The sequence below is a fragment of the Xanthomarina gelatinilytica genome, from assembly GCF_000348685.1.
In the GTDB taxonomy this organism is placed as follows: domain Bacteria; phylum Bacteroidota; class Bacteroidia; order Flavobacteriales; family Flavobacteriaceae; genus Xanthomarina; species Xanthomarina gelatinilytica.
On sequence record NZ_ANLA01000018.1, the window covers coordinates 23,661 to 44,065 of the forward strand.

Below are 20,405 nucleotides of genomic sequence, written 5' to 3' on the forward strand. Positions count from 1 at the left end.
TTAATTTGTTTTAAAAGTTAAATATTAACTGTTCTTAATCGCAGTGCATTGGCAATAACCGACACCGAACTAAAGCTCATGGCCAAAGCAGCAATCATGGGCGACAGCAATATTCCGAAAACCGGAAATAAAACACCTGCAGCCACTGGCACTCCCAAGGTGTTATAAATCAATGCGAAAAATAAATTTTGTTTGATGTTTTTCATTACAGCATGACTTAGGTTTTTGGCTTTTACAATGCCGTGTAAATCGCCTTTAACCAAGGTTATCATAGCGCTTTCAATAGCCACATCGGTTCCTGTTCCCATGGCAATACCAACATCACTTTTTGCCAATGCTGGTGCATCGTTAATGCCATCTCCAGCCATAGCAACCACTTTACCTTGTTGTTGCAGTTTCTCTACTTCTTTGAGCTTGTCCTCTGGCAGCATACTGGCTTTAAAATCTGCCAGATTTAATTCTGTTGCCACGGCTTGTGCAGTATCGTGATTATCTCCTGTAAGCATAATGACTGCTATCCCTTTATCCTGAAGGGTTTTAATAGCCTTGGCGCTGGTTGTTTTTATTTTATCGCCAATCACCACATAACCAACTACAACTGTATCAATTGCCAAATACGAAACCGTTTTGCCTTGTTTTTGATAGGTTTTTGCCTCATTCTCCATTTCTGAAGAAATTTTAGCGTTGGCATGCTGCATCATTTCTGGGTTTCCTAAGGCTATGGGTTTTCCATTTACTTGTCCTTCCACTCCTTTACCTGTAACAGCACTAAAGTTTTCAGATTTTAATATTTCTGTTTTCTTTTCTTTACCATATTTTACGGTAGCCTCAGCCAGTGGATGTTCTGAATTACTATTTAACGACACAATATATTGCAGTACCTCAGCTTCGGTAAAACCTGCCTTGCCAGCAGGCAGGTCATCTCCAAAAGCACCTATTTTTTCAACCGTTGGTTTGCCTTCGGTAATGGTTCCTGTTTTATCAATGATTAAAGTGTCCACCTTGTCCATTTTTTCCAGTGCTTCGGCATTTTTAATAAGCACGCCATTTTGCGCACCTCTACCCACTCCTACCATCACAGACATTGGTGTGGCTAATCCTAAAGCACACGGACAGGCAATAATTAGCACTGCAATGGCATTTACAAAGGCGTACACATAAACAGGTTCTGGACCCCAAAGTGCCCAAACTATAAAAGTTAACACTGAAATAATCACCACAGCAGGCACAAAATACCCAGATACTTTATCGGCTAAATTTTGAATAGGCGCACGACTTCTGCTGGCATCGTTCACCATGTGGATAATTTGGGAAAGCAAAGTGTCGCTCCCAATTTTTTCGGCTTTCATCAAGAACACTTGATTCCCGTTTATGGTCCCACTGCTTACTTTATCATTAACCGACTTGTTTACGGGAATGGGTTCTCCTGTAATCATGGATTCGTCAATGGTGGTTTCACCTTCGGTAATCGAACCATCCACAGGAATTTTATCACCTGGTCTTACTTTTAGGATATCTCCTAATTCAATGTGATCGATACTCACTTCCACATCTTCACCATCCACTACCTTTATGGCTTTGTTTGGCGCCAATTTTAACAGTTCCTTTACTGCCGAATTGGTTTTGCTATGAGCTCGCGCTTCCAACAATTGCCCTAATAATACGAGTGTTAAAATTACTGTCGCTGCTTCAAAATAGACGTGCACTGCACCAGATTCCGATAAGAACTGCTCTGGAAACACCTCTGGAAAGAACATGCCAAACACGCTAAACAACCAAGCGACACCTGCTCCAATCCCAATAAGGGTGAACATGTTTAAGTTCCAAGTTTTGATACTTCTATATGCACGTTCAAAAAACATCCATGTGGCATAAAATACCACTGGAATGGACAATACAAATTGAATCCAGTTCCAGTTTTTTTGATGCATGATTTCAAATAGTGGATTGTTGGCAAGCATTTCACTCATGGCAATGATGAAAATGGGCAATGTGAATATGGATGCAATCCAGAATTTCTTTAATAGCTTTTTATAAGTTTTCTCTTCAGAAGACAAATCTGCTTGCATGGGTACCAAATCCATATCGCAAATAGGACATGAACCTGCTTCATCTTTTACTACTTCGGGATGCATGGGACAGGTCCATTGCTCGGATTGGGTTGACGATAAATTCTGTTCCTCAACCAAATCCATACCACAAACCGGACAATCGCCTGGTTTGTCATACGTTTTATCACCTTCACAATGCATGGGACAATAAAAGGTGCCTGTGCCTTTACCTTTGGGTGTTTTTACTTTTTTATCTTGAGTTGGTTTTTCGTCAAGCTTATGTATACTGTATCTGTCACCATCATTTTTTAAGGCTTCTTGAAAAGTTTCTAAAGGAATATGTGATGCCATTTCGATTGTCGCTTCTGCTTTTTCTAAATCGACTGTTGCTTTTGAAACACCTTTTACTTTAGAAAGTGTTTCTTCTACGTGAGTACGACAACCATTGCAGGTCATTCCGTGTATGTGATATGTGTGTGTCATAATTACTGAATAAAAAATTTAACAATTAAACCTCCTGCCAGCCAAACATAGCAGAAGAAAGCAGCATATTTTAAAATAGATTCAAGTAGTTTGCTTTTGGGTGCCATTTCGCTCATATTATGCTCTACATCTTTCTTTTTAAAAAACCCTAAATAAACCAAATATGCTGAAATAGCTAAAAAAGCGAGGTTTAAAAAGAATGTGTAATCTAATTTAAAATATTCACTGTCTTGAATCTTAACTTGTGATGGATCTGGTAAGATTTGAAACAAATCAAACGCATAGTGCAATGCCAGAGACGTCCCTATTAAAGCTGTAAAAAGCAAAAACAGAATGAACAACGACATTTTCCATCCATAATAACGTGCATTGATTCGCAATACTGGAAAAACCACTAAATCGCTAAATATAAAAGCCATGACGCCAGCAAAACTGACTCCTTTTCCAAATAATAACGCAGCCAAAGGAATGTTCCCCATGGACCCGATAAACGTTAAAAAAGCTGCAATAGGCCCTACAATGATATGTTCCAAAATCTCAAAAAAAGTAAAATCGGTATTTCCATTGCCACTATTGATAAAGAGCGTTTGAAAGAACGAATCTGGCACAAAAGCGGCCACTATACCTGCAATGGTAAACCCAACTGTTACATCTTTCCATACCATCTGCCATTCCATCTTGTACTTTTTGGCAACTCGTGCCCAACTATTCTCACTTTGGATTTGTTGTTTCCAATCCTTTTTATCCATGCTCTCATCATCACTTTCACTTTCAAGGTTCTTTCTGGCTTTTGCTATTAATTTTTTAGGATTGATTACACGTATAAGAATCCAACATATAACAATCAATAAAATTCCTCCAACATATTCGCCAACTACAAATTGCCAACCCAGAAAAATGGAAATAATTATTCCCAACTCAATCACCAAATTGGTTGAGGCCAATAAAAAGGCCATGGAAGACACAAAACTTGCCCCTTTTTTAAAGATCGATTTTGCAGAAGCCAATGCAGCAAAACTGCACGAACTACTGATGAAACCAAAAAACGTTCCCAAAAGCACACTCTTGCCTTCATCCTTTCCCATGGTTTTTTGCATACGTTTTTCTGTGACAAAAATTTGGATCATACTACTAATAATATACCCTAAAATAAATGCCCAAAGCGCCATCCAGAAAAACCCTGTGCTTGTGTAAGCAGCTTCAGCCCATTGTTTTAAAAAATTGTCCATAATCAGTTTGTTAAATAATTAATAATCGCTGTTTGAACATAGTAGGTTTTAATGGCTTCTATTTGATTCTTTTGAAACTTTAGTTGCAACTCTTGAATGTCTAAAACATCATTAAAATCTATTGTACCTGTTTCATAGTTTTTAATTAATATATTCTCTGCATCTTTGGCTTGTTTTAGGTTTTTCTCTTGAGTAACAAACTTAATTCGCGATTGATTTCGTTGCGAAATGGCTTTTGATAATTCCGATTTCAACATATTCAGTCGTTGCTCTTTTTGCGATTGGATTTCTTGTTTTCGTAATTCGTTTTGTTTGGTTTGAGAGCTATATTTTTTATTGAAAATAGGTATGGAAACCGATAGCATGGGCATGACCATATCTTTATAGGAACTGGTAATCATTGGACTGTTGTCTTGACTGATATATTCCACACCAAAACCAAGCATCGGAGCACTTTCTTTTTGATTTAACAATTCGGATTGCTCTACCGATTGATACAACTTATCAAATTTGAACAACTCTGGGTTTACTTCCAAACTTTCATAACCATTAAAACTATCATCTTCTGGAATTCCCATGGAAGAAACAACTGATACCGCTTCATCATGGTCCCGATTCATCAAACTATTCAAAGCAGCTTGTATGCCTTTATATTGCTGAATCAAAATATCTTTTTCCTGTTGTAGTTCATTTTGTCTTATCTGCAATCGTAACACATCCACAGCTGATGCTTTACCTACTTCTAAAGAAGTGAGCGCTAGCTTTTCGTAAGATTGTAATAGCGCAATGTTTTTGTCCAAAACATCCTGTTTGGCTTTAATTTCATAGAGTTGATAATAGAATTGCGATACAGAAAGTACCAGTTTTCGTTTTGCTATCGTAATTTCAATGTACTGCGCATCTGCCATGGACGTTGCATAATTTTCTCTTGCCGTTATGGTGCCAAACCAAGGTAGCATTTGCATAACGGAAACTCGAAAACGTTCCATAGGCATTTCCATTTCTGGTTTTATGGCCATAACCCCCAAATTGAATTCGGTATTAGGCAAACTGTTAACCTCATTCACTTTTTCAGAAGCAATACCATACTGTAATTCAAACTTTTGAATTTCCGGATTGTTTGCAAGGGCAAATTCTGTTAATTTTTGTAAACTCTGACTGCTTGCAAAGTGAAAAATGAAAAATGCAAAGCTAAAAATAATGACACTTTGGAAATGAAAAGTGAAAAGTGAAAAGTGAAAAATTCTACTTTCATTTTTCTTCTTCAACCTTTGTTTGTATTCTTCAAGTAAATTCATATTATAGTTTTGATTTTGTTGTTTTAACCGAACTCACAAGCATCGCAACCAATTCTTTGTTTAATTTGAAATGACTTTTATGTGCTTCTTCTGTTATATAATTTGTGTCTTTTAACAAATCTAACCAGTACAAAGTTTCATTAGCCTCTTTTAATGAAATACTCATTTTATTTATAAAGTCTGCTTTACTTTGAGCAAATTCAGCTTCGCGAATTAATGCTCCAACAGCAGTTCCACTTCTTAAAAGTTGTTTACTTAAAACATATTCCTTTTTATCATTTACTAATGATTGAGACAGTTTTACAATCAAGATTGCGAATGCATGACTCTTTTCTTTTAAAATATTTTTATTCATAACTTTTCACTTTTAGTTTTTCATTTTATACTCCGCTCTCCAGCTGTATAAAACTGGAACTACAAATAAGGTTATTAAGGCTATGAGCATGCCTCCAAAACTTGGGATAGCCATGGGGATCATGATGTCGCTTCCCCGTCCTGTGGAGGTCAATACTGGCAATAAAGCCAGAATGGTAGTTGCAGTGGTCATCAAACAAGGTCTGATTCGTTTTTCTCCAGCCTCCACAATGGATGCTCTAATTTCTTTCTTGTTTTTGGGTGCATTTCTTCGGAAGGTTTGGGTTAAATAAGTTGCCATGACCACACCATCATCGGTTGCAATTCCGAAGAGCGCAATAAACCCAACCCAAACTGCTACACTTAAATTAATGGGATGCATTTGGAACAAATCACGAAGATTTTCCCCAATGAAATTAAAGTTTAAAAACCAATTTTGACCATACAACCAAATCATGATAAAACCTCCTGCAAATGCGACTGCAATACCTGTAAATACCATCAAGGAAGTCCCAACCGAACGGAATTGGAAATACAGAATTAAGAAAATGATTGCCAAGGCTAATGGCACAACAACCGATAAGGTTTTTTCTGCACGTAATTGGTTTTCATACGTTCCAGTAAACTGATAATTAATGCCTTTTGGAACTATCAATTCACCAGAATCTATCTTTTCTTGAATTAATGCTTGTGCATTTTCAACAACAGTTACCTCAGCAAAGCCATCCCTTTTATCGAACAACACATAACCCACCAAAAAGGTATCTTCACTTTTAATCACTTGTGGCCCTTGCTCATAACGTATGCTTGCCAATTCGTTTAAAGGAACAGGATTGCCTTTTTCAACAGGTATATAAATTTGTTCCAAATCAGTTGGATTGGCTCGTAATTCCCTTGGGTATCTCACACGAACACCATAACGCTCCCTACCTTCAACCGTTTGGGTCAACACCATACCACCAACGGCTACTTTCAACACATCTTGCACCTCTTCAATGGTAATGCCGTAACGTGCAATCTTCTCTCTATCAATATCTATAAGCAAATACGGTTTACCAACAATACGGTCTGCAAAAACAGCTTCTTCTTTAACCCCTTCTGCTTCCTTGATAATGTTTTCCAATTGTACGCCGAACGCTTCAATTTGTTTTAAATCCTGACCTTTTACTTTTATTCCCATTGGTGCTCGCATTCCTGTTTGAAGCATGACCAATCGGGTTTCAATAGGTTGTAATTTTGGTGCTGAAGTAACACCTGGTAATTTGGTTACTCTTACAATTTCATTCCAAATATCGTCAGGTGATTTGATTTCCGGTCGCCAGTTACGGTAGAATTCACCATTCTTGTCTTCAATTAGTTGAGACCTTTCAACGAAGCCTGTACTGAGCGAAGTAGAAGTGCTCAAGGTGACATTATCCGAATTATTTGGATTAGCTATAAATCGTCCATCCTTTAACTCAAATAAACCGTCATCATTCACTTTGTAGCGTTGTCTTTCACCATTCTCATTTAGCATATATTCTGATTTGTACTGAATGATATTCTCATACATGGATAATGGTGCTGGGTCTAAAGCCGATTCGGTTCTTCCTGCTTTACCAACAACGGTTTCAATTTCTGGAATACTGGCCACAGCCATATCCAATTGTTGCAAAACGCGTTTATTTTCTTCCACACCAGCATGAGGCATGGAGGTAGGCATCAATAAAAATGAGCCTTCATTTAAGGATGGCATAAACTCTTTGCCAGTATTGTTCATAATGAAAAATCCTGCGATGACAATCGCTGTTGGAACAGATAAAAACAATAATTTGTTATTTAAACACCATCTTAAAATACGTGTGTAGTATGAAATGAACAATGAGAAAACACCTAATAAACCAAAGCAAATCACACTTACAAATATCAGGTTCCAAAAAATACTTTTATCAACTCCCAATGGTCGCCAATACTCGGCCAACAGGAATACTATCGCAGATCCAGAAATAATGATGTTGACAAGATTAGTTAGTTTGTCAGTTATTTTATTTTGAAGATTGAGAAGTGCTATAGTTCCAAAAGCTATCAGTATTAACCCTAACCAATAACCGTATACTATTGCTATAATACCAAAAGCTATTAAAGCGCCATTTAAAATAGTTTTAAAACTGGTTTTAATACGTTTTCTTCGGAATAAAAAAGCTGCAAAGGGTGGGATTAAAAATAAAGCCACAATTATTGATGCTGTTAGGGCAAAGGTTTTTGTAAAGGCCAATGGTCTAAATAGTTTGCCTTCGGCACCAATCATGGTAAACACAGGAATGAAACTGATAATAGTAGTCATGACTGCTGTTACAATGGCTCCAGAGACTTCTGCTGTGGCGTTATAAACGATTTGGTTTATGGAACGTTTGTTATTCTTAACAGCGTGAAGAATCTCATCCTGAGATTTAGCTTCGCTGAACTCACGTTTCTCGTTGCTCGTACCTCTCTCTGTCGGAAGGACATTTTCGTTTTCATCTAAATGCCGAATGATGTTTTCAGAAAGAATAACACCTACATCGACCATAGTACCAATAGCAATAGCGATACCTGATAAAGCAACAATATTAGCATCAACACCAAAGAGCTTCATGGCTATAAACACCATTAATACCGCTACAGGCAACAATCCTGAAATTAACACTGAGGCTCGAAGGTTAAAGACCATAACAATAATCACCAGAATGGTAATCAATATTTCTAATGTCAAGGCTTCGTTAAGGGTTCCTAAAGTTTCTTGGATGAGTTCTGTTCTATCGTAAAATGGGACAATGGTAACTTGCGATGTTCTTCCATCTGCCAAGGTTTTGGAAGGCAACCCAGCACTTATTTCATTTATTTTTTCTTTAACGTTATTAATTACCTCTAGCGGATTTGCACCATAACGCGCCACAACCACAGCTCCTACAACTTCTGCCCCTTCCTTATCCAAGATGCCTCTTCGGGCTGCTGGACCAAGCGACACTTTACCAATATCTTTAATTCGGATGGAAGTAAAATCCTTTGAAGTGACCACAGCATTTTCAATATCTGATATCGATTTTACATAACCCAATCCACGCACTAAATATTCTGCTTGATTAATCTCTAATGTTTGTGCTCCAATGTCTTTGTTGCTCTCCTTTACTGCCTTTACCACTTGGTTTAATCCAATACGGTATTGACGCATCAACTCTGGATTGACATCTATTTGATATTCCTGAACATAACCTCCTATGGAAGCCACTTCAGACACACCACTTGCAGATGACAATGCATATTTTACATAGTAATCTTGAATACTTCGCAATTCATGTAAATCCCAGCCACCTGTAACGGTTCCGTTATTATCACGACCTTCCAAAGTATACCAGAAAATTTGTCCGAGTCCAGTAGCATCTGGTCCCAAGGCTGGATTGACTCCTTCTGGCAACAAACCATTTGGTAGGGAGTTGAGTTTTTCTAGAATACGACTTCTACTCCAGTAAAATTCTACATCTTCTTCAAAAATGATATAGATACTTGAAAAACCGAACATGGACGAGCTTCTAATGGTTTTTACTCCAGGAATCCCTAACAAGGATGTGGTTAATGGATAGGTAATTTGATCTTCTATATCTTGTGGCGAACGACCATCCCATTTAGTAAAGACGATTTGTTGGTTTTCCCCTATATCTGGAATAGCATCCACAGCAACTGGGTCTTTGGGCAAAAAGCCAGTCTGCCAATTAAAAGGCGCGTTTACCGTTCCCCAGCCCACAAAAAGAAGGAGCAAAAGAACAGCTACAAGTTTGTTTTCTATTAAAAATTTGATGCTTTTATTGAGCATGAGTTTTGATAATTAAACAGTTAGACATTGGCGTATAGAAAACACCGAATACAAAAAATCATCCTAATGAATTGAATCACTGGATAATACAGTCTATTGTTTAAAAATCAAATTAAGTAAGTCTCGTCAAGTTTGAAGATCTCTTTGGCGACGAGGGGTGGTTTATATGCTTCGAAAGACGTTTTCTTTTTATCAACACTTTCAAAAAGGTTGATATAGCTGTATACAAATGAAGCTATAAAAACTTGTTGCTCAATCGTGATTTGCTCCGCATGAAGTTGTAATTCATCTTGACCGTCTACAACAACCTGCTCATCACTACAACAGTTCTTTTTAGTAACAGAACAACCTTCCGTTAACGGGTTCTCCATTTCCATACCACAAGTTTTAACTTGTTGGAAAATAGCTGTATCCATTAATGTATCTCCACAAAAATGCATATCAATAGTAAATGACATTGTAGAGAATAACACTACAATCGCCATGGACAAAGACACTATTTTATGGATTAGTTGTTTCATATAAGTAGCAAAGATAGTGAATTTTAATATTACTTGATTTTGTTTAACAGTAATTTAGATAATATGGGTTATTTCCCGATGCAAAAATTTGCAAATATATTTCCCAATAGCTCATCATTGGTTACATTGCCTGTTATAAGACCAAATTGGTAAAGCGCTTCGCGTATGTCTATGGCCAACAAATCTCCAGATATACCAGTCTCCAAACCGTACTTTACCTTTTGCATTTCTTCAAAGGCCTTTAAAAGCGCATCGTAATGCCTGGTATTGGTTACAATGGTTTCATTATTTCTCAAAGCTCCTGTGTTTATAAGCTTTAAAAGGGAGTTTGTTAATGGTTCCACACCAAAGCCTGTTTTGGCAGATAACAATTGGATTTCTGGGATTTCGGCCTGCATCTCAGCAATAAGCGTGTCTGCTACTTGGTCTATTTTATTGGCTATAACTATAAGTGGCTTTAAGGGGTATTTATTTTTTATTTTTTCCAATTCAACCTTAAATTTTGAACCTTGAACCTTGAATTGGGTGGCATCAAACAAATAAATGACCACTTGGGCTTGATCTATTTTTTCAAAGGTTTTCTTAATCCCAATACTTTCTACCACATCTTTGGTGTCCCTAATTCCGGCAGTGTCAATAAACCTAAAACCTATACCTCCTATGGATATTTCATCTTCTATGGTATCCCTTGTGGTTCCTGCAACATCAGATACAATGGCTCTTTCTTCATTTAACAAGGCATTCAACAAAGTGGATTTTCCCACATTGGGTTCTCCCACAATAGCAACAGGAATCCCATTCTTGATGACGTTTCCTACAGCAAAACTATCAATCAATCGTTTTAAAACAAATGTAATACGTTCTACCAAGTCTTTAAATTGGGTCCTGTCTGCAAACTCCACATCTTCTTCTGCAAAATCGAGTTCCAACTCAATCAAAGACGCAAAATTTAAAAGCTCTTCTCGTAGTTTGGCTATCTCCCCAGAAAAACCTCCTCGCATTTGCTGCATGGCAATTTGATGTGACGCTTCGTTGTCACTGGCTATCAAATCGGCTACAGCTTCAGCTTGGCTCAAATCCAGTTTTCCATTTAAAAAAGCCCTTAAGGTAAATTCACCTGCATCTGCCATTCGGCAACCATGCCTTAAAAACAATTGGATAATTTCTTGTTGGATATACACAGAACCATGGCAGCTTATTTCCACCACGTCTTCGCCAGTATAGGATTGAGGGTTTTTAAACAAAGACACCAAAACTTCATCTATGGTTCGGTTTCCATCCATAATATGCCCTAAATGGATTGTATGGGTTTGCTGTGTTGTTAAATCTTTCCCATGGATGGATTTAAACAATTTGGAACTAATAGCAATGGCATCTTTTCCAGATAGCCTTATTACAGCAATAGCACCTGCTCCAGAAGCTGTTGCCAAGGCAATAATGGTATCGTCTTGTGTCATCCTACAAAAATACTAAAATACCAATACAAACACAGGACTTTTTATTAAGCTATTCTTAACAAGTTTAATTTGTTAAACCTATTATATTTGCAAAAAATATTTTTAAACAAATCTTATTATGTTACGAAACTTTATCCCCTTTTTTTTAATTCTATTGACTCTTAATTCCTGTAAAGAGGAACAATCCCACAACGGATTTATAATAAATGGTAAAATTGATGGCCCAAGTAAAAATTACAAGGCCAAACTAATTAGTTTCAATAACAACAAAGAAGTGATATTGGATTCCACCACAGTAGTGGATGGAGCGTTAACATTGAAAGGAACCGTTGAATCTCCAGATCTGTATTATTTAGCCATTGATGGTCTTGCTGGATTTATGCCTATTATGGTAGAGAATGAAAAAATGGAGGTTACCTTGTACAAAGATAGTTTACAAAAATCTGTTGTAAAGGGAAGTGAAGAAAATGATCTTTTGAAAATATATCAAGACGACTCTGAAGCATTAAAAATGAAAAATGCCCAATTTGGACAAAGGTATAGAACGGCACAAACAAATGGCGACACCCTGAAAATGGAAGAAATCAAATCTGAGTTTAACAAACTCATGGAAGAAACCAATGCCAGACACATTCAGTTAATAAAAGACAATACCCATTTGGTTACAAGTGCCGCCATACTTGGAAATATTCTTATGGCAAAAGGAATAAGCAAAGCGGATGCTGAAAACATTTTCAATACCCTCTCAAAAGAAGTCATTGACAGTAAATTTGGAAAAACCATTGATGAGATCCTCTCCAAGGCTTCAACCGAAGTTGGCAATGTAGCGCCAGATTTCTCTGCTCCAAATCCAAATGGCAAACTCATTACTTTATCTGATATTAAGGGTAAAGTTACCATTATTGATTTTTGGGCAGCTTGGTGTGGTCCTTGTAGAAAAGAAAACCCAAATGTGGTTAAAGTATATGAAAAATATCACGATAAAGGTCTTGAGATCATTGGAGTTTCTTTGGATGGGACTCCAAACCAAAAAGATCCCAAAGCTGCTTGGATGGATGCCATTGAAAAAGACAACTTAACTTGGCATCAAGTGTCCAATCTTAGTTATTTTAACGATCCAATCGCTAAACTTTATAGCATTCAAGCCATTCCTGCCACCTACATTTTAGATAGTGAAGGCGTTATCGTGGCAAAAAACTTAAGAGGTGATGCCTTGGAAGCTAAAATAGCCGAGCTTCTGGATTAAAAATATGTTTCGTTATTACAAGAAAGCCTTTCATTGTTTGAAAGGCTTTTTTGTTTTTATAGTTTACCTAATTTTTTCAATACAAACAACAACACAATAGGGATTGCCAATAACACTATCATCAACAAATGCTCTTTAAACAACCAAGAAGCTAGAATTAAGGTAATTGCATACCCACCTATGGCACCTCCAAAGTGGGCATCGTGGCCAATATTTCCCAATTGGTTTTTCATTCCATAAATGGAATACAGCAAATATCCTATACCAAAAACATATGCTGGAATTGGAATTGGAATAAAAAATAAATACAAGCTCATGTCTGGCCTAAGCAAAATAGCCGAATATAAGATGCCCGTTACGGCTCCACTGGCTCCCACAGCACTGTAATGGTATTCGTTTTTGTGAAAATAAAATGACAGCAAACTTCCCAACAACAAACTTCCTATGTAAACTATCAAAAAATACAAGGTTCCTAAATAGCCTACAACAATATCTGCAAATATGTAAAGTGTGAACATATTAAAAAACAAATGGGTCATGTCCACATGTAAAAATCCACAACTGAACATTCTAAACTGCTCTCCCCTTAGAATGCTTCCCACATGAAACTTGTATTTTTCAAAAAAGGAAAAATCGTTAAACCCTTTTAAAGAGATAATAACATTCGCTGCTATAACCACTATTAACACCACACTTAAATTGCCCATAGATTCTAATCGTTATTTTTTAAATATAACATATATTTGTTCTGCAAATCTAAAATTAATTCATGCAATTTCTTGCTTACATTCTAATTTATCCATTTTTGTGGCTTATTTCCATATTACCATTTAGGTTGCTCTATCTTTTTTCTGATGGCATTTACATACTTATCTATCACATTATAGGCTATAGAAAAAAAACCGTTAAAGAAAATCTGCATTTGGTTTTTCCGGATAAATCCAACAAAGAAATTAAAACCATTACCAAGACCTTTTATCATCATTTATGCGATATGATAGTGGAATCCATTAAATCAATGACCATTTCTGAAGCCGAAATGAAAAAAAGATTTGTAATTAAAAATGTAGATCAAATTCTAGAACTGGAGAAAGAAAACAAAAGCATTGTGTTAATGTGTGGTCATTATGCCAGTTGGGAATGGATTTTTATTCTTCAAAGACACATAAACCATAAAGGTTATGCTATTTACAAACGTTTGGCAAACAAATATTTTGATGCTTTGGTAAAACGTATCAGGGCCAAATACAACAGTTATTTAATTACAACCAAAGAAACCTTTACGGTATTGATGGCCGCTAAAAAGAAAGGCGAATTGACCATTAATGGTTTTGCTGCAGACCAATCCCCTAAGCATGACAAGGCATTTCATTGGCAGGAATTCATGAACATTAAAGTCCCTGTACATACAGGAGCTGAATTGTTGGCCAAGAAACTGGACATGGCTGTGGTGTTCCTAAAAGTGAAAAAATTAAAACGTGGCTATTATGAAGCTACAATCGAAACAATTACCAAAACTCCCAGGGAATATAAAGATTATGACATAACCGATATTTTCCTAAAACGTCTTGAAGCCCAAATTTATGAAGCCCCTGAATATTATTTATGGACCCACAAACGTTGGAAACACAGGGATAAAGTACCTGAAAACTTTAGGTAAGCTATTTGTTGGTAAGTTTTACATGGCTTAAAAAAAACCAAACAACCTAAGAAACACTCCTAATCTCATCCATGATTCTATCGGCCAATGCATCTGCTTCTTGTTGTGTTGGTGCTTCAGTATAAACCCGAATAATAGGTTCTGTGTTGCTTTTTCTTAAATGTACCCAACTGTTTGCAAAATCTATTTTAACACCATCAATGGTTGTTAAGGTTTCGTGGGCATATTTGGTTTCCATTTGTTTTAAAATGGCATCGACATCCAAATCCGGGGTCAGCTCTATTTTCTTTTTGCTCATAAAATAACTTGGATAACTGGCTCGTAACGCACTTACATTCATGCGCTTTTCAGCCAGCAAACTTAAAAACAAAGCCACGCCAACCAACGCATCCCTTCCATAATGTGATTCTGGATATATAATTCCACCATTTCCTTCGCCACCAATAACGGCATGGGTCTCTTTCATTAGGGCTACCACGTTCACTTCACCAACAGCACTGGCTTGGTAAGAACCACCATGCTTTTCGGTGATGTCTTTTAGGGCTCTGGTGGAACTCATGTTGCTAACTGTATTTCCTGGGGTTTTGCTCAATACATAATCGGCACAAGCCACCAGTGTATATTCTTCGCCAAACATCTCGCCTTTTTCGTCTATAAACGCCAATCGGTCCACATCTGGATCAACCACTATTCCTAAATCGGCTTTTTCTTTCACCACAGCCTGAGACAAGTCGGTAAGATGTTCTTTTAAAGGCTCTGGATTATGGGGAAAATGCCCCGTGGGTTCGCAATAGAGTTTTACCACATGTACGCCCAACCGTTCCAACAATAGCGGGATGGCTATACCTCCTGTTGAGTTTACACCATCTACAACCACTTTAAAACCAGCTTCTTCTATGGTTTTTTGGTTAACCAGTTCCAGATTTAAAACAGCGTCTATATGCAAATCTATATAGGCTTGGTTTTTTGTTATTTTTCCTAAGTTATCCACATCAGAAAAGATCATGCTGTTGCTTTCTGCAATCTCCAAAATTTTGGCACCTTCAGCTCCACTTAAAAATTCCCCTTTGGCATTTAAGAGTTTTAATGCATTCCATTGTTTGGGGTTGTGGCTTGCCGTAAGAATGATGCCTCCATCGGCATGTTCCATAGGTACGGCTATTTCAACCGTTGGTGTGGTAGACAACCCTAAGTCTATGACATGGATGCCCAATCCCACAAGTGTATTCATGACCAAATTCTGTATCATTTCGCCAGAAATCCTAGCATCGCGTCCAACCACAACCCTGTAATGTTCCTTGTTACGTTGTTGTTTTATCCACATACCATAAGCCGAAGCAAAAATAACAGCATCAATGGGTGTTAAATTATCTCCTACTTCGCCTCCAATGGTTCCTCGAATTCCTGATATAGATTTAATTAATGTCATAAATAGTTTGTTTGTTTTCAACAAATATACAACTACAAATTGTAAATCAAATCGTAAAACCTCGCGAGTAATTTGTAAATTCACAAAATGAATTTTTTAGCTCACATTTATTTATCTGGAACCAACGACCTAATTACCATAGGCAATTTTATGGCAGATGGCATTAGAGGGAAAAAATATAAAACTTACCCCAAAGACATCCAAATTGGGATTCTTTTGCATCGGGAAATAGACACGTTTACGGATGCACATCCTATAGTGAGACAAAGCACCAAACGACTTCATGAGAATTATGGCCACTTTAGTGGTGTGATAGTGGATATTCTTTACGACCATTTTTTGGCAAAAAACTGGATGGTATATTCTAACATTCCCTTGGATGTGTATGTGAATCATTTTTATGAGACGTTACAAGCCCATTTTGACATTTTACCTCCTAGGATTAAAAAAATGTTACCGTTTATGATAGCCGATAACTGGTTGTACAATTATGCGCATATTGAAGGCATACAACGTGTGTTGGATGGTATGAACAGACGTACCAAATATGTGTCTGGTATGAACCATGCCACTGTGGAGCTAAAAAAATATTACAATGAGTTTGAAGACGAATTCACGCAGTTCTTTACTGAACTGATAGCGTTTGCCAATTTAAAAAGAGAAGAGATAACACATAAAATATATAGCCACACATGAAAAAGCATTTTCTTATACTTTGTGCTTTAAGCTGTTTCATTTCATGCAAGAAGCCCCTTGAAACAAAACCGGTAACACGAGGCCTTATAGCTAAAAATGCCATGGTGGTATCTGCCAGGGAGGAGGCTTCCAAAATTGGTAGCGACATCCTTAAAAAGGGCGGCAATGTATTTGATGCCATGATGGCCACAGAAATGGCATTGGCCGTTTGTTACCCTTACGCTGGAAACTTAGGTGGTGGTGGTTTTATGGTTTACAGATTGCATACTGGCGAAACTGGTGCCTTGGATTTTAGGGAGAAAGCCCCTTTGGCTGCTACCAAAAACATGTATTTGGATGCCAATGGAACCCTTATTGAGAACAAAAGCCTAATTGGGGAATTATCTGTGGGTGTGCCTGGTACGGTTGCCGGTATCTTTGAGGCGCATAAAAGGTTTGGATTGCTAACTGTAAGGGAGGTTTTGCAACCTGTAATTGATTTGGCCAACAATGGGTTTGTAATCACGGAAAAGCAGCAGTCCAGGTTTGAGCGTTACGATAGCATTTTTAGGGCCGTAAATGGTAAGGAAATATTGTTTTCCAAACATTTAAAAGCTGGCGACACCTTAAAGAACATGCCTCTTGCCAAAACATTGGAACGATTGGTTTTACATGGTAAGGATGAATTTTACACTGGGGAAACAGCCAAGCAATTGGTTGCTTATTTAGCTGAAAAGGGAAGCATCATTACCATGGAAGATCTTTCCAAATACCAAGCCAAATGGAGAGAACCCATTCGGTTTAGGTATAAAGACCTTCATATTATTTCCATGTCGCCTCCATCCAGTGGTGGTATTTGTTTGGCGCAGATCATGAAGCAAATTGAACCTTTTCCTTTAAAGGACTACGGTCACAACTCCTTAAAAGCCATTCAGGTGATTACAGAAGCTGAACGAAGAACCTATGCAGACAGAAGCTACTTTTTAGGCGATCCAGATTTTGTAAACATCCCAACAGATTCGTTGTTAAACGATAACTATCTTAAAAAGCGCATGAGCGATTTTTCATTTGAGAAAGCCACTCCTTCAAGGTCTATCTCTCATGGGGTTTTTGAAGGTTTTGACATGGCCATTAAACAAAGTTTAACAGCAACGGAAAGTACAGAAACCACCCACTACTCCATTGTTGACAGCTATGGCAATGCCATTGCTGTTACAACCACGCTTAACAGTGGTTATGGTTCTAAATTATATGTAGATGATTTGGGCTTCTTTTTAAACAATGAAATGGACGACTTTAGCAGTAAACCGGGTGTCCCGAATGTGTATGGTTTGATTGGGGCCGAAGCCAATAGCATTGCTCCGGAAAAACGCATGTTAAGCGCGATGACACCTACCATTGTTGAAAAAAACGGAAAACTGCTTATGACCGTTGGGACTCCTGGTGGCTCTACCATTATTACCTCGGTGTTGCAAACCATTTTAAATGTGGTGACGTTTGATATGGGCATGCAGGAGGCTGTAAATGCCCCGCGTTTTCACCACCAATGGTTGCCGGATTATATTAGGATGGAACCAAACTCCTTTGAGGATGGTTTGATCGAGCAGTTAGAGGCTAAGGGTTATAGCATTAACGAGACCCATTCTCCCATTATTGGGATTGTGGATGGGATTTTGATGCTTGAAGATGGCACCCTGGAAGGTGGTGCTGATAAACGTGGCGATGATACTGCCGTAGGTTTTTAAAGGGTTTTTAGGCAGCTGTAACCTTGTTTAAAGCCATGGCTTTTATGGAATATTGAAAACTGTTAAGGAATCTGTGTTTTATTTTGTAAATTGGTTCTTCTTAATTTTTTAGAAAAAAGAGTAACTACAAACAATCCCATTCATGTGAAGACAAAAAAACTCATTAAGATAATTTTAGGCGTAGTTATCTTTTTAACCTTACCCAACTTGCTTTTTTTTGGTTTTGTATATTTTAAATACCACGAAGACCTTCCTGTTGGTATCCAAGGGGAGCAGGCCGATGCCTTGGCTTATAAAATGTTGGAGAGCTTGAACCACGAAGCTTACAAAAACACCAATTACCTGGAATGGACCTTTAAAAAGAGACATCATTTTGAATGGCAGAAGGACAAAAATACCTGTGTGGTTTATTGGAAAGAGTATAAAGTGGAACTGGATTTAAACACTATTTCCAATAGTAAAACCTATGTTCATGGTTTTAGGGTGCAGGACGACCAAGAAACCGAATTGATAGAGACTGCGCTGAACTATTTTAACAACGATTCTTTTTGGTTGGTAGCGCCATACAAGGTTTTTGACCCTGGCACCATAAGAAGCTTGGTGACCACCAAGCAGGGCGAAGAGGCTTTGTTGGTAACTTATACCTCTGGGGGTTCTACACCAGGGGATTCGTATTTGTGGCAATTGAAGCCCAACGGCAAACCTAAGGGTTTTAGGATGTGGGTTGACATTTTGCCCATTGGTGGACTTGAGGCTTCTTGGTCCAATTGGACCACGACCGAAAGTGGGGCGCAGCTCCCCACTTTTCATAAAATGTTGCTTTTTGGCATGGAAATAGACAACATTATTGGTAGAAACTAATGGCCCTTCCTGTGGTTTTGTTAATGTAAGGCTGGGGTTTTGTGCTTTGTGTTTTTACTTTACAACCCGACCTTTGAACCACTGCTGAGTTAGGAACTTCTTTGCCCAACAAACTGCTGTTCTTTCAACTTAAACAAGACATTAAAGGTGGTTAGGCTTCCGTAGCTTCTGGTGATGTATTGCTGTAAGTCTATTTTTTCCTGTTCGCTTAGGCTGCTGGAGTTTATTTTCTGTTCCATGACACGTAGCCTGTCCCTAACCATGGTTATTTTATGAAAGAAGGTATCAATGGGCACTTCGCTGGCTTTTAGATTGGTATCGCCTGGTTCCAAGATTAGTTTGCCCCCTTTCCATTTGTCTGCTATATGTACTACTTCTGTAACATCGCTCCATCTTTTTAAGATTTGCACCAAACTGCTTTCCACTTCGGCAAAACTTACGGTATCTACATCGTCTTCGGCTGCTTCTATGATTTCAAATTGGGAATTGATGTCTATGGTTTCTAAACCGGATTCGATAAATGTGACCCAATAGTGCTTTGAGGTGACGTTGGTTACCACGCCTTTTCCATATTGAGGGTGGTTTATCCTGGAGCTTATTCCTAATATTTTCATGGTTTTGTTTTTTTTTGGTTCCATGTGCATGGAACTGTTTGTTATTGATTTTACCTTTTAGTTAAACCCCTGCCTGCGCTTTGGGTTGGGTTGCCTGAAAGGATTGCACAAGTATATTAAATTTTTTTATTGTATAAAAAGTGTCTGTGGCAAAAGCTGAGGCTGGTTATGTGATGTTTGATGACTGAAATGTTTTGGCCCATAACTTTAGGAACATGGTCAATAACTCCAGGAACATGATCAATAACTCCAGGAACATGGTCGATAACTCTAGGAACATGGTCAATAACTCCAGGAACATGGTCAATAACTCCAGGAACATGGTCGATAACTCTAGGAACATGGTCAATAACTCCAGGAACATGGTCAATAACTCCAGGAACATGGTCAATAACTCTAGGAACATGGTCGATAACTCCAGGAACATGGTCGATAACTCTAGGAACATGGTCAATAACTCCAGGAACATGGTCAATAACTCCAGGAAAATGGTCAATAACTCCAGGAACATGGTCAATAACTCTAGGAACATGGTCGATCACTGGGCTGTACCACTCAATCACTCTGCTGTACCGCTCAATCACTGAAGTGTACCGCTTAATCACTGGGCTGTACCACTCAATCACTGGGCTGTACCACTCAATCACTGGACTGTACCACTCAATCACTGGACTGTACCACTTAATCACTGGGCTGTACCACTCAATCACTGAGCTGTACCATTTAATCACTGAAGTGTACCGCTCCATCACTGAAGTCCAACGCTCCATCACTGAAGTCCAACGGGCAATCACTGAACTACGACAGGCAATCACTGGGCTACGACAGGCAATCACTGAGCTACGACAGGCAATCACTGGGCTACGACAGGCAATCACTGGGTTACGACAGGCAATCACTGGGCTACGACAGGCAATCACTGGGCTACGACAGGCAATCACTGGGCTACGACA

The 20,405-nt window shown here is 38.1% G+C and carries 16 protein-coding genes; 5 read left to right on the forward strand and 11 right to left on the reverse strand.

Annotated elements, in window-relative coordinates:
* Positions 1–17 precede the first annotated feature (17 nt).
* The 7 genes from D778_RS11325 to mnmE all read right to left on the reverse strand — a co-directional run bounded on the left by D778_RS11325 (position 18) and on the right by mnmE (position 11,222).
* Positions 18–2,534 (reverse strand): heavy metal translocating P-type ATPase, encoded by a 2,517-nt coding sequence (locus D778_RS11325; RefSeq protein ID WP_040492292.1) that lies wholly within the window; start codon positions 2,532–2,534, stop codon positions 18–20.
* 2 nt (positions 2,535–2,536) lie between these two features.
* Complete coding sequence (locus D778_RS11330) at positions 2,537–3,763, reverse strand: permease (RefSeq protein WP_007650787.1); 1,227 nt, start codon at positions 3,761–3,763, stop codon at positions 2,537–2,539.
* Positions 3,764–3,765: 2 nt separating this feature from the next.
* A complete protein-coding gene (locus D778_RS11335; protein ID WP_007650788.1) occupies positions 3,766–5,061 on the reverse strand; it encodes a TolC family protein in 1,296 nt (431 codons plus the stop codon).
* Position 5,062: 1 nt separating this feature from the next.
* The gene (locus tag D778_RS11340) at positions 5,063–5,416 is read right to left on the reverse strand and encodes a four helix bundle protein (RefSeq protein ID WP_007650789.1); all 354 of its coding nucleotides are present in this window, start codon (positions 5,414–5,416) and stop codon (positions 5,063–5,065) included.
* Positions 5,417–5,428: 12 nt separating this feature from the next.
* Positions 5,429–9,244, reverse strand: a complete 3,816-nt coding sequence (locus tag D778_RS11345) for an efflux RND transporter permease subunit (RefSeq protein WP_007650790.1) — start codon at positions 9,242–9,244, stop codon at positions 5,429–5,431.
* Positions 9,245–9,351: 107 nt separating this feature from the next.
* Positions 9,352–9,765: an HYC_CC_PP family protein gene (locus D778_RS11350; RefSeq protein ID WP_040492293.1), complete on the reverse strand. Its 414-nt coding sequence runs from the start codon at positions 9,763–9,765 to the stop codon at positions 9,352–9,354.
* 68 nt (positions 9,766–9,833) lie between these two features.
* Positions 9,834–11,222: a tRNA uridine-5-carboxymethylaminomethyl(34) synthesis GTPase MnmE gene (mnmE, locus tag D778_RS11355; protein WP_007650791.1), complete on the reverse strand. Its 1,389-nt coding sequence runs from the start codon at positions 11,220–11,222 to the stop codon at positions 9,834–9,836.
* 118 nt (positions 11,223–11,340) lie between these two features.
* Between mnmE and D778_RS11360 the strand changes: the two genes are divergently transcribed.
* Positions 11,341–12,468: a TlpA disulfide reductase family protein gene (locus D778_RS11360; protein ID WP_007650792.1), complete on the forward strand. Its 1,128-nt coding sequence runs from the start codon at positions 11,341–11,343 to the stop codon at positions 12,466–12,468.
* Between the two features lie 56 nt (positions 12,469–12,524).
* On the opposite strand, the gene D778_RS11365 is transcribed toward D778_RS11360, so the two are convergent.
* The gene (locus D778_RS11365; RefSeq protein ID WP_007650793.1) at positions 12,525–13,175 is read right to left on the reverse strand and encodes a rhomboid family intramembrane serine protease; all 651 of its coding nucleotides are present in this window, start codon (positions 13,173–13,175) and stop codon (positions 12,525–12,527) included.
* Between the two features lie 62 nt (positions 13,176–13,237).
* Between D778_RS11365 and D778_RS11370 the strand changes: the two genes are divergently transcribed.
* Complete coding sequence (locus D778_RS11370) at positions 13,238–14,128, forward strand: lysophospholipid acyltransferase family protein (protein WP_007650794.1); 891 nt, start codon at positions 13,238–13,240, stop codon at positions 14,126–14,128.
* Positions 14,129–14,174: 46 nt separating this feature from the next.
* On the opposite strand, the gene glmM is transcribed toward D778_RS11370, so the two are convergent.
* Positions 14,175–15,557, reverse strand: a complete 1,383-nt coding sequence (glmM, locus tag D778_RS11375; RefSeq protein ID WP_007650795.1) for a phosphoglucosamine mutase — start codon at positions 15,555–15,557, stop codon at positions 14,175–14,177.
* Positions 15,558–15,644: 87 nt separating this feature from the next.
* Here glmM and D778_RS11380 point away from each other — a divergent pair, with 87 nt between their 5' ends.
* The 3 genes from D778_RS11380 to D778_RS11390 all read left to right on the forward strand — a co-directional run bounded on the left by D778_RS11380 (position 15,645) and on the right by D778_RS11390 (position 18,838).
* On the forward strand, positions 15,645–16,253 hold the full coding sequence (locus D778_RS11380; RefSeq protein ID WP_007650796.1) for an acyl carrier protein phosphodiesterase: 609 nt from the start codon (positions 15,645–15,647) through the stop codon (positions 16,251–16,253).
* Positions 16,250–17,977 carry a gamma-glutamyltransferase gene (gene ggt, locus D778_RS11385; RefSeq protein ID WP_007650797.1) on the forward strand — a complete coding sequence of 576 codons (1,728 nt, stop codon included), beginning with the start codon at positions 16,250–16,252 and terminating at the stop codon, positions 17,975–17,977. The genes D778_RS11380 and ggt overlap by 4 nt, the downstream gene beginning before the upstream one ends.
* 144 nt (positions 17,978–18,121) lie before the next feature.
* A complete protein-coding gene (locus tag D778_RS11390) occupies positions 18,122–18,838 on the forward strand; it encodes a hypothetical protein (protein ID WP_007650798.1) in 717 nt (238 codons plus the stop codon).
* Between the two features lie 89 nt (positions 18,839–18,927).
* Here D778_RS11390 and D778_RS11395 read toward each other — a convergent pair whose 3' ends face one another.
* Both D778_RS11395 and D778_RS11400 read right to left on the reverse strand, forming a co-directional pair.
* Positions 18,928–19,452 carry a hypothetical protein gene (locus D778_RS11395; protein ID WP_040492306.1) on the reverse strand — a complete coding sequence of 175 codons (525 nt, stop codon included), beginning with the start codon at positions 19,450–19,452 and terminating at the stop codon, positions 18,928–18,930.
* Between the two features lie 116 nt (positions 19,453–19,568).
* Positions 19,569–20,036, reverse strand: coding sequence for a hypothetical protein (locus D778_RS11400; protein ID WP_155949949.1), 468 nt, complete (start codon positions 20,034–20,036; stop codon positions 19,569–19,571).
* Positions 20,037–20,405: the final 369 nt, after the last annotated feature.

Excerpts from the sequence above, each read along its gene's own strand:
- D778_RS11325 (WP_040492292.1), bottom strand. The coding sequence starts at position 2,534 with ATGACACACACATATCACATACACGGAATGACCTGCAATGGTTGTCGT.
- D778_RS11330 (WP_007650787.1), bottom strand. The coding sequence starts at position 3,763 with ATGGACAATTTTTTAAAACAATGGGCTGAAGCTGCTTACACAAGCACA.
- D778_RS11335 (WP_007650788.1), bottom strand. The coding sequence starts at position 5,061 with ATGAATTTACTTGAAGAATACAAACAAAGGTTGAAGAAGAAAAATGAA.
- D778_RS11340 (WP_007650789.1), bottom strand. The coding sequence starts at position 5,416 with ATGAATAAAAATATTTTAAAAGAAAAGAGTCATGCATTCGCAATCTTG.
- D778_RS11345 (WP_007650790.1), bottom strand. The coding sequence starts at position 9,244 with ATGCTCAATAAAAGCATCAAATTTTTAATAGAAAACAAACTTGTAGCT.
- D778_RS11350 (WP_040492293.1), bottom strand. The coding sequence starts at position 9,765 with ATGAAACAACTAATCCATAAAATAGTGTCTTTGTCCATGGCGATTGTA.
- mnmE (WP_007650791.1), bottom strand. The coding sequence starts at position 11,222 with ATGACACAAGACGATACCATTATTGCCTTGGCAACAGCTTCTGGAGCA.
- D778_RS11360 (WP_007650792.1), top strand. The coding sequence starts at position 11,341 with ATGTTACGAAACTTTATCCCCTTTTTTTTAATTCTATTGACTCTTAAT.
- D778_RS11365 (WP_007650793.1), bottom strand. The coding sequence starts at position 13,175 with ATGGGCAATTTAAGTGTGGTGTTAATAGTGGTTATAGCAGCGAATGTT.
- D778_RS11370 (WP_007650794.1), top strand. The coding sequence starts at position 13,238 with ATGCAATTTCTTGCTTACATTCTAATTTATCCATTTTTGTGGCTTATT.
- glmM (WP_007650795.1), bottom strand. The coding sequence starts at position 15,557 with ATGACATTAATTAAATCTATATCAGGAATTCGAGGAACCATTGGAGGC.
- D778_RS11380 (WP_007650796.1), top strand. The coding sequence starts at position 15,645 with ATGAATTTTTTAGCTCACATTTATTTATCTGGAACCAACGACCTAATT.
- ggt (WP_007650797.1), top strand. The coding sequence starts at position 16,250 with ATGAAAAAGCATTTTCTTATACTTTGTGCTTTAAGCTGTTTCATTTCA.
- D778_RS11395 (WP_040492306.1), bottom strand. The coding sequence starts at position 19,452 with ATGAAAATATTAGGAATAAGCTCCAGGATAAACCACCCTCAATATGGA.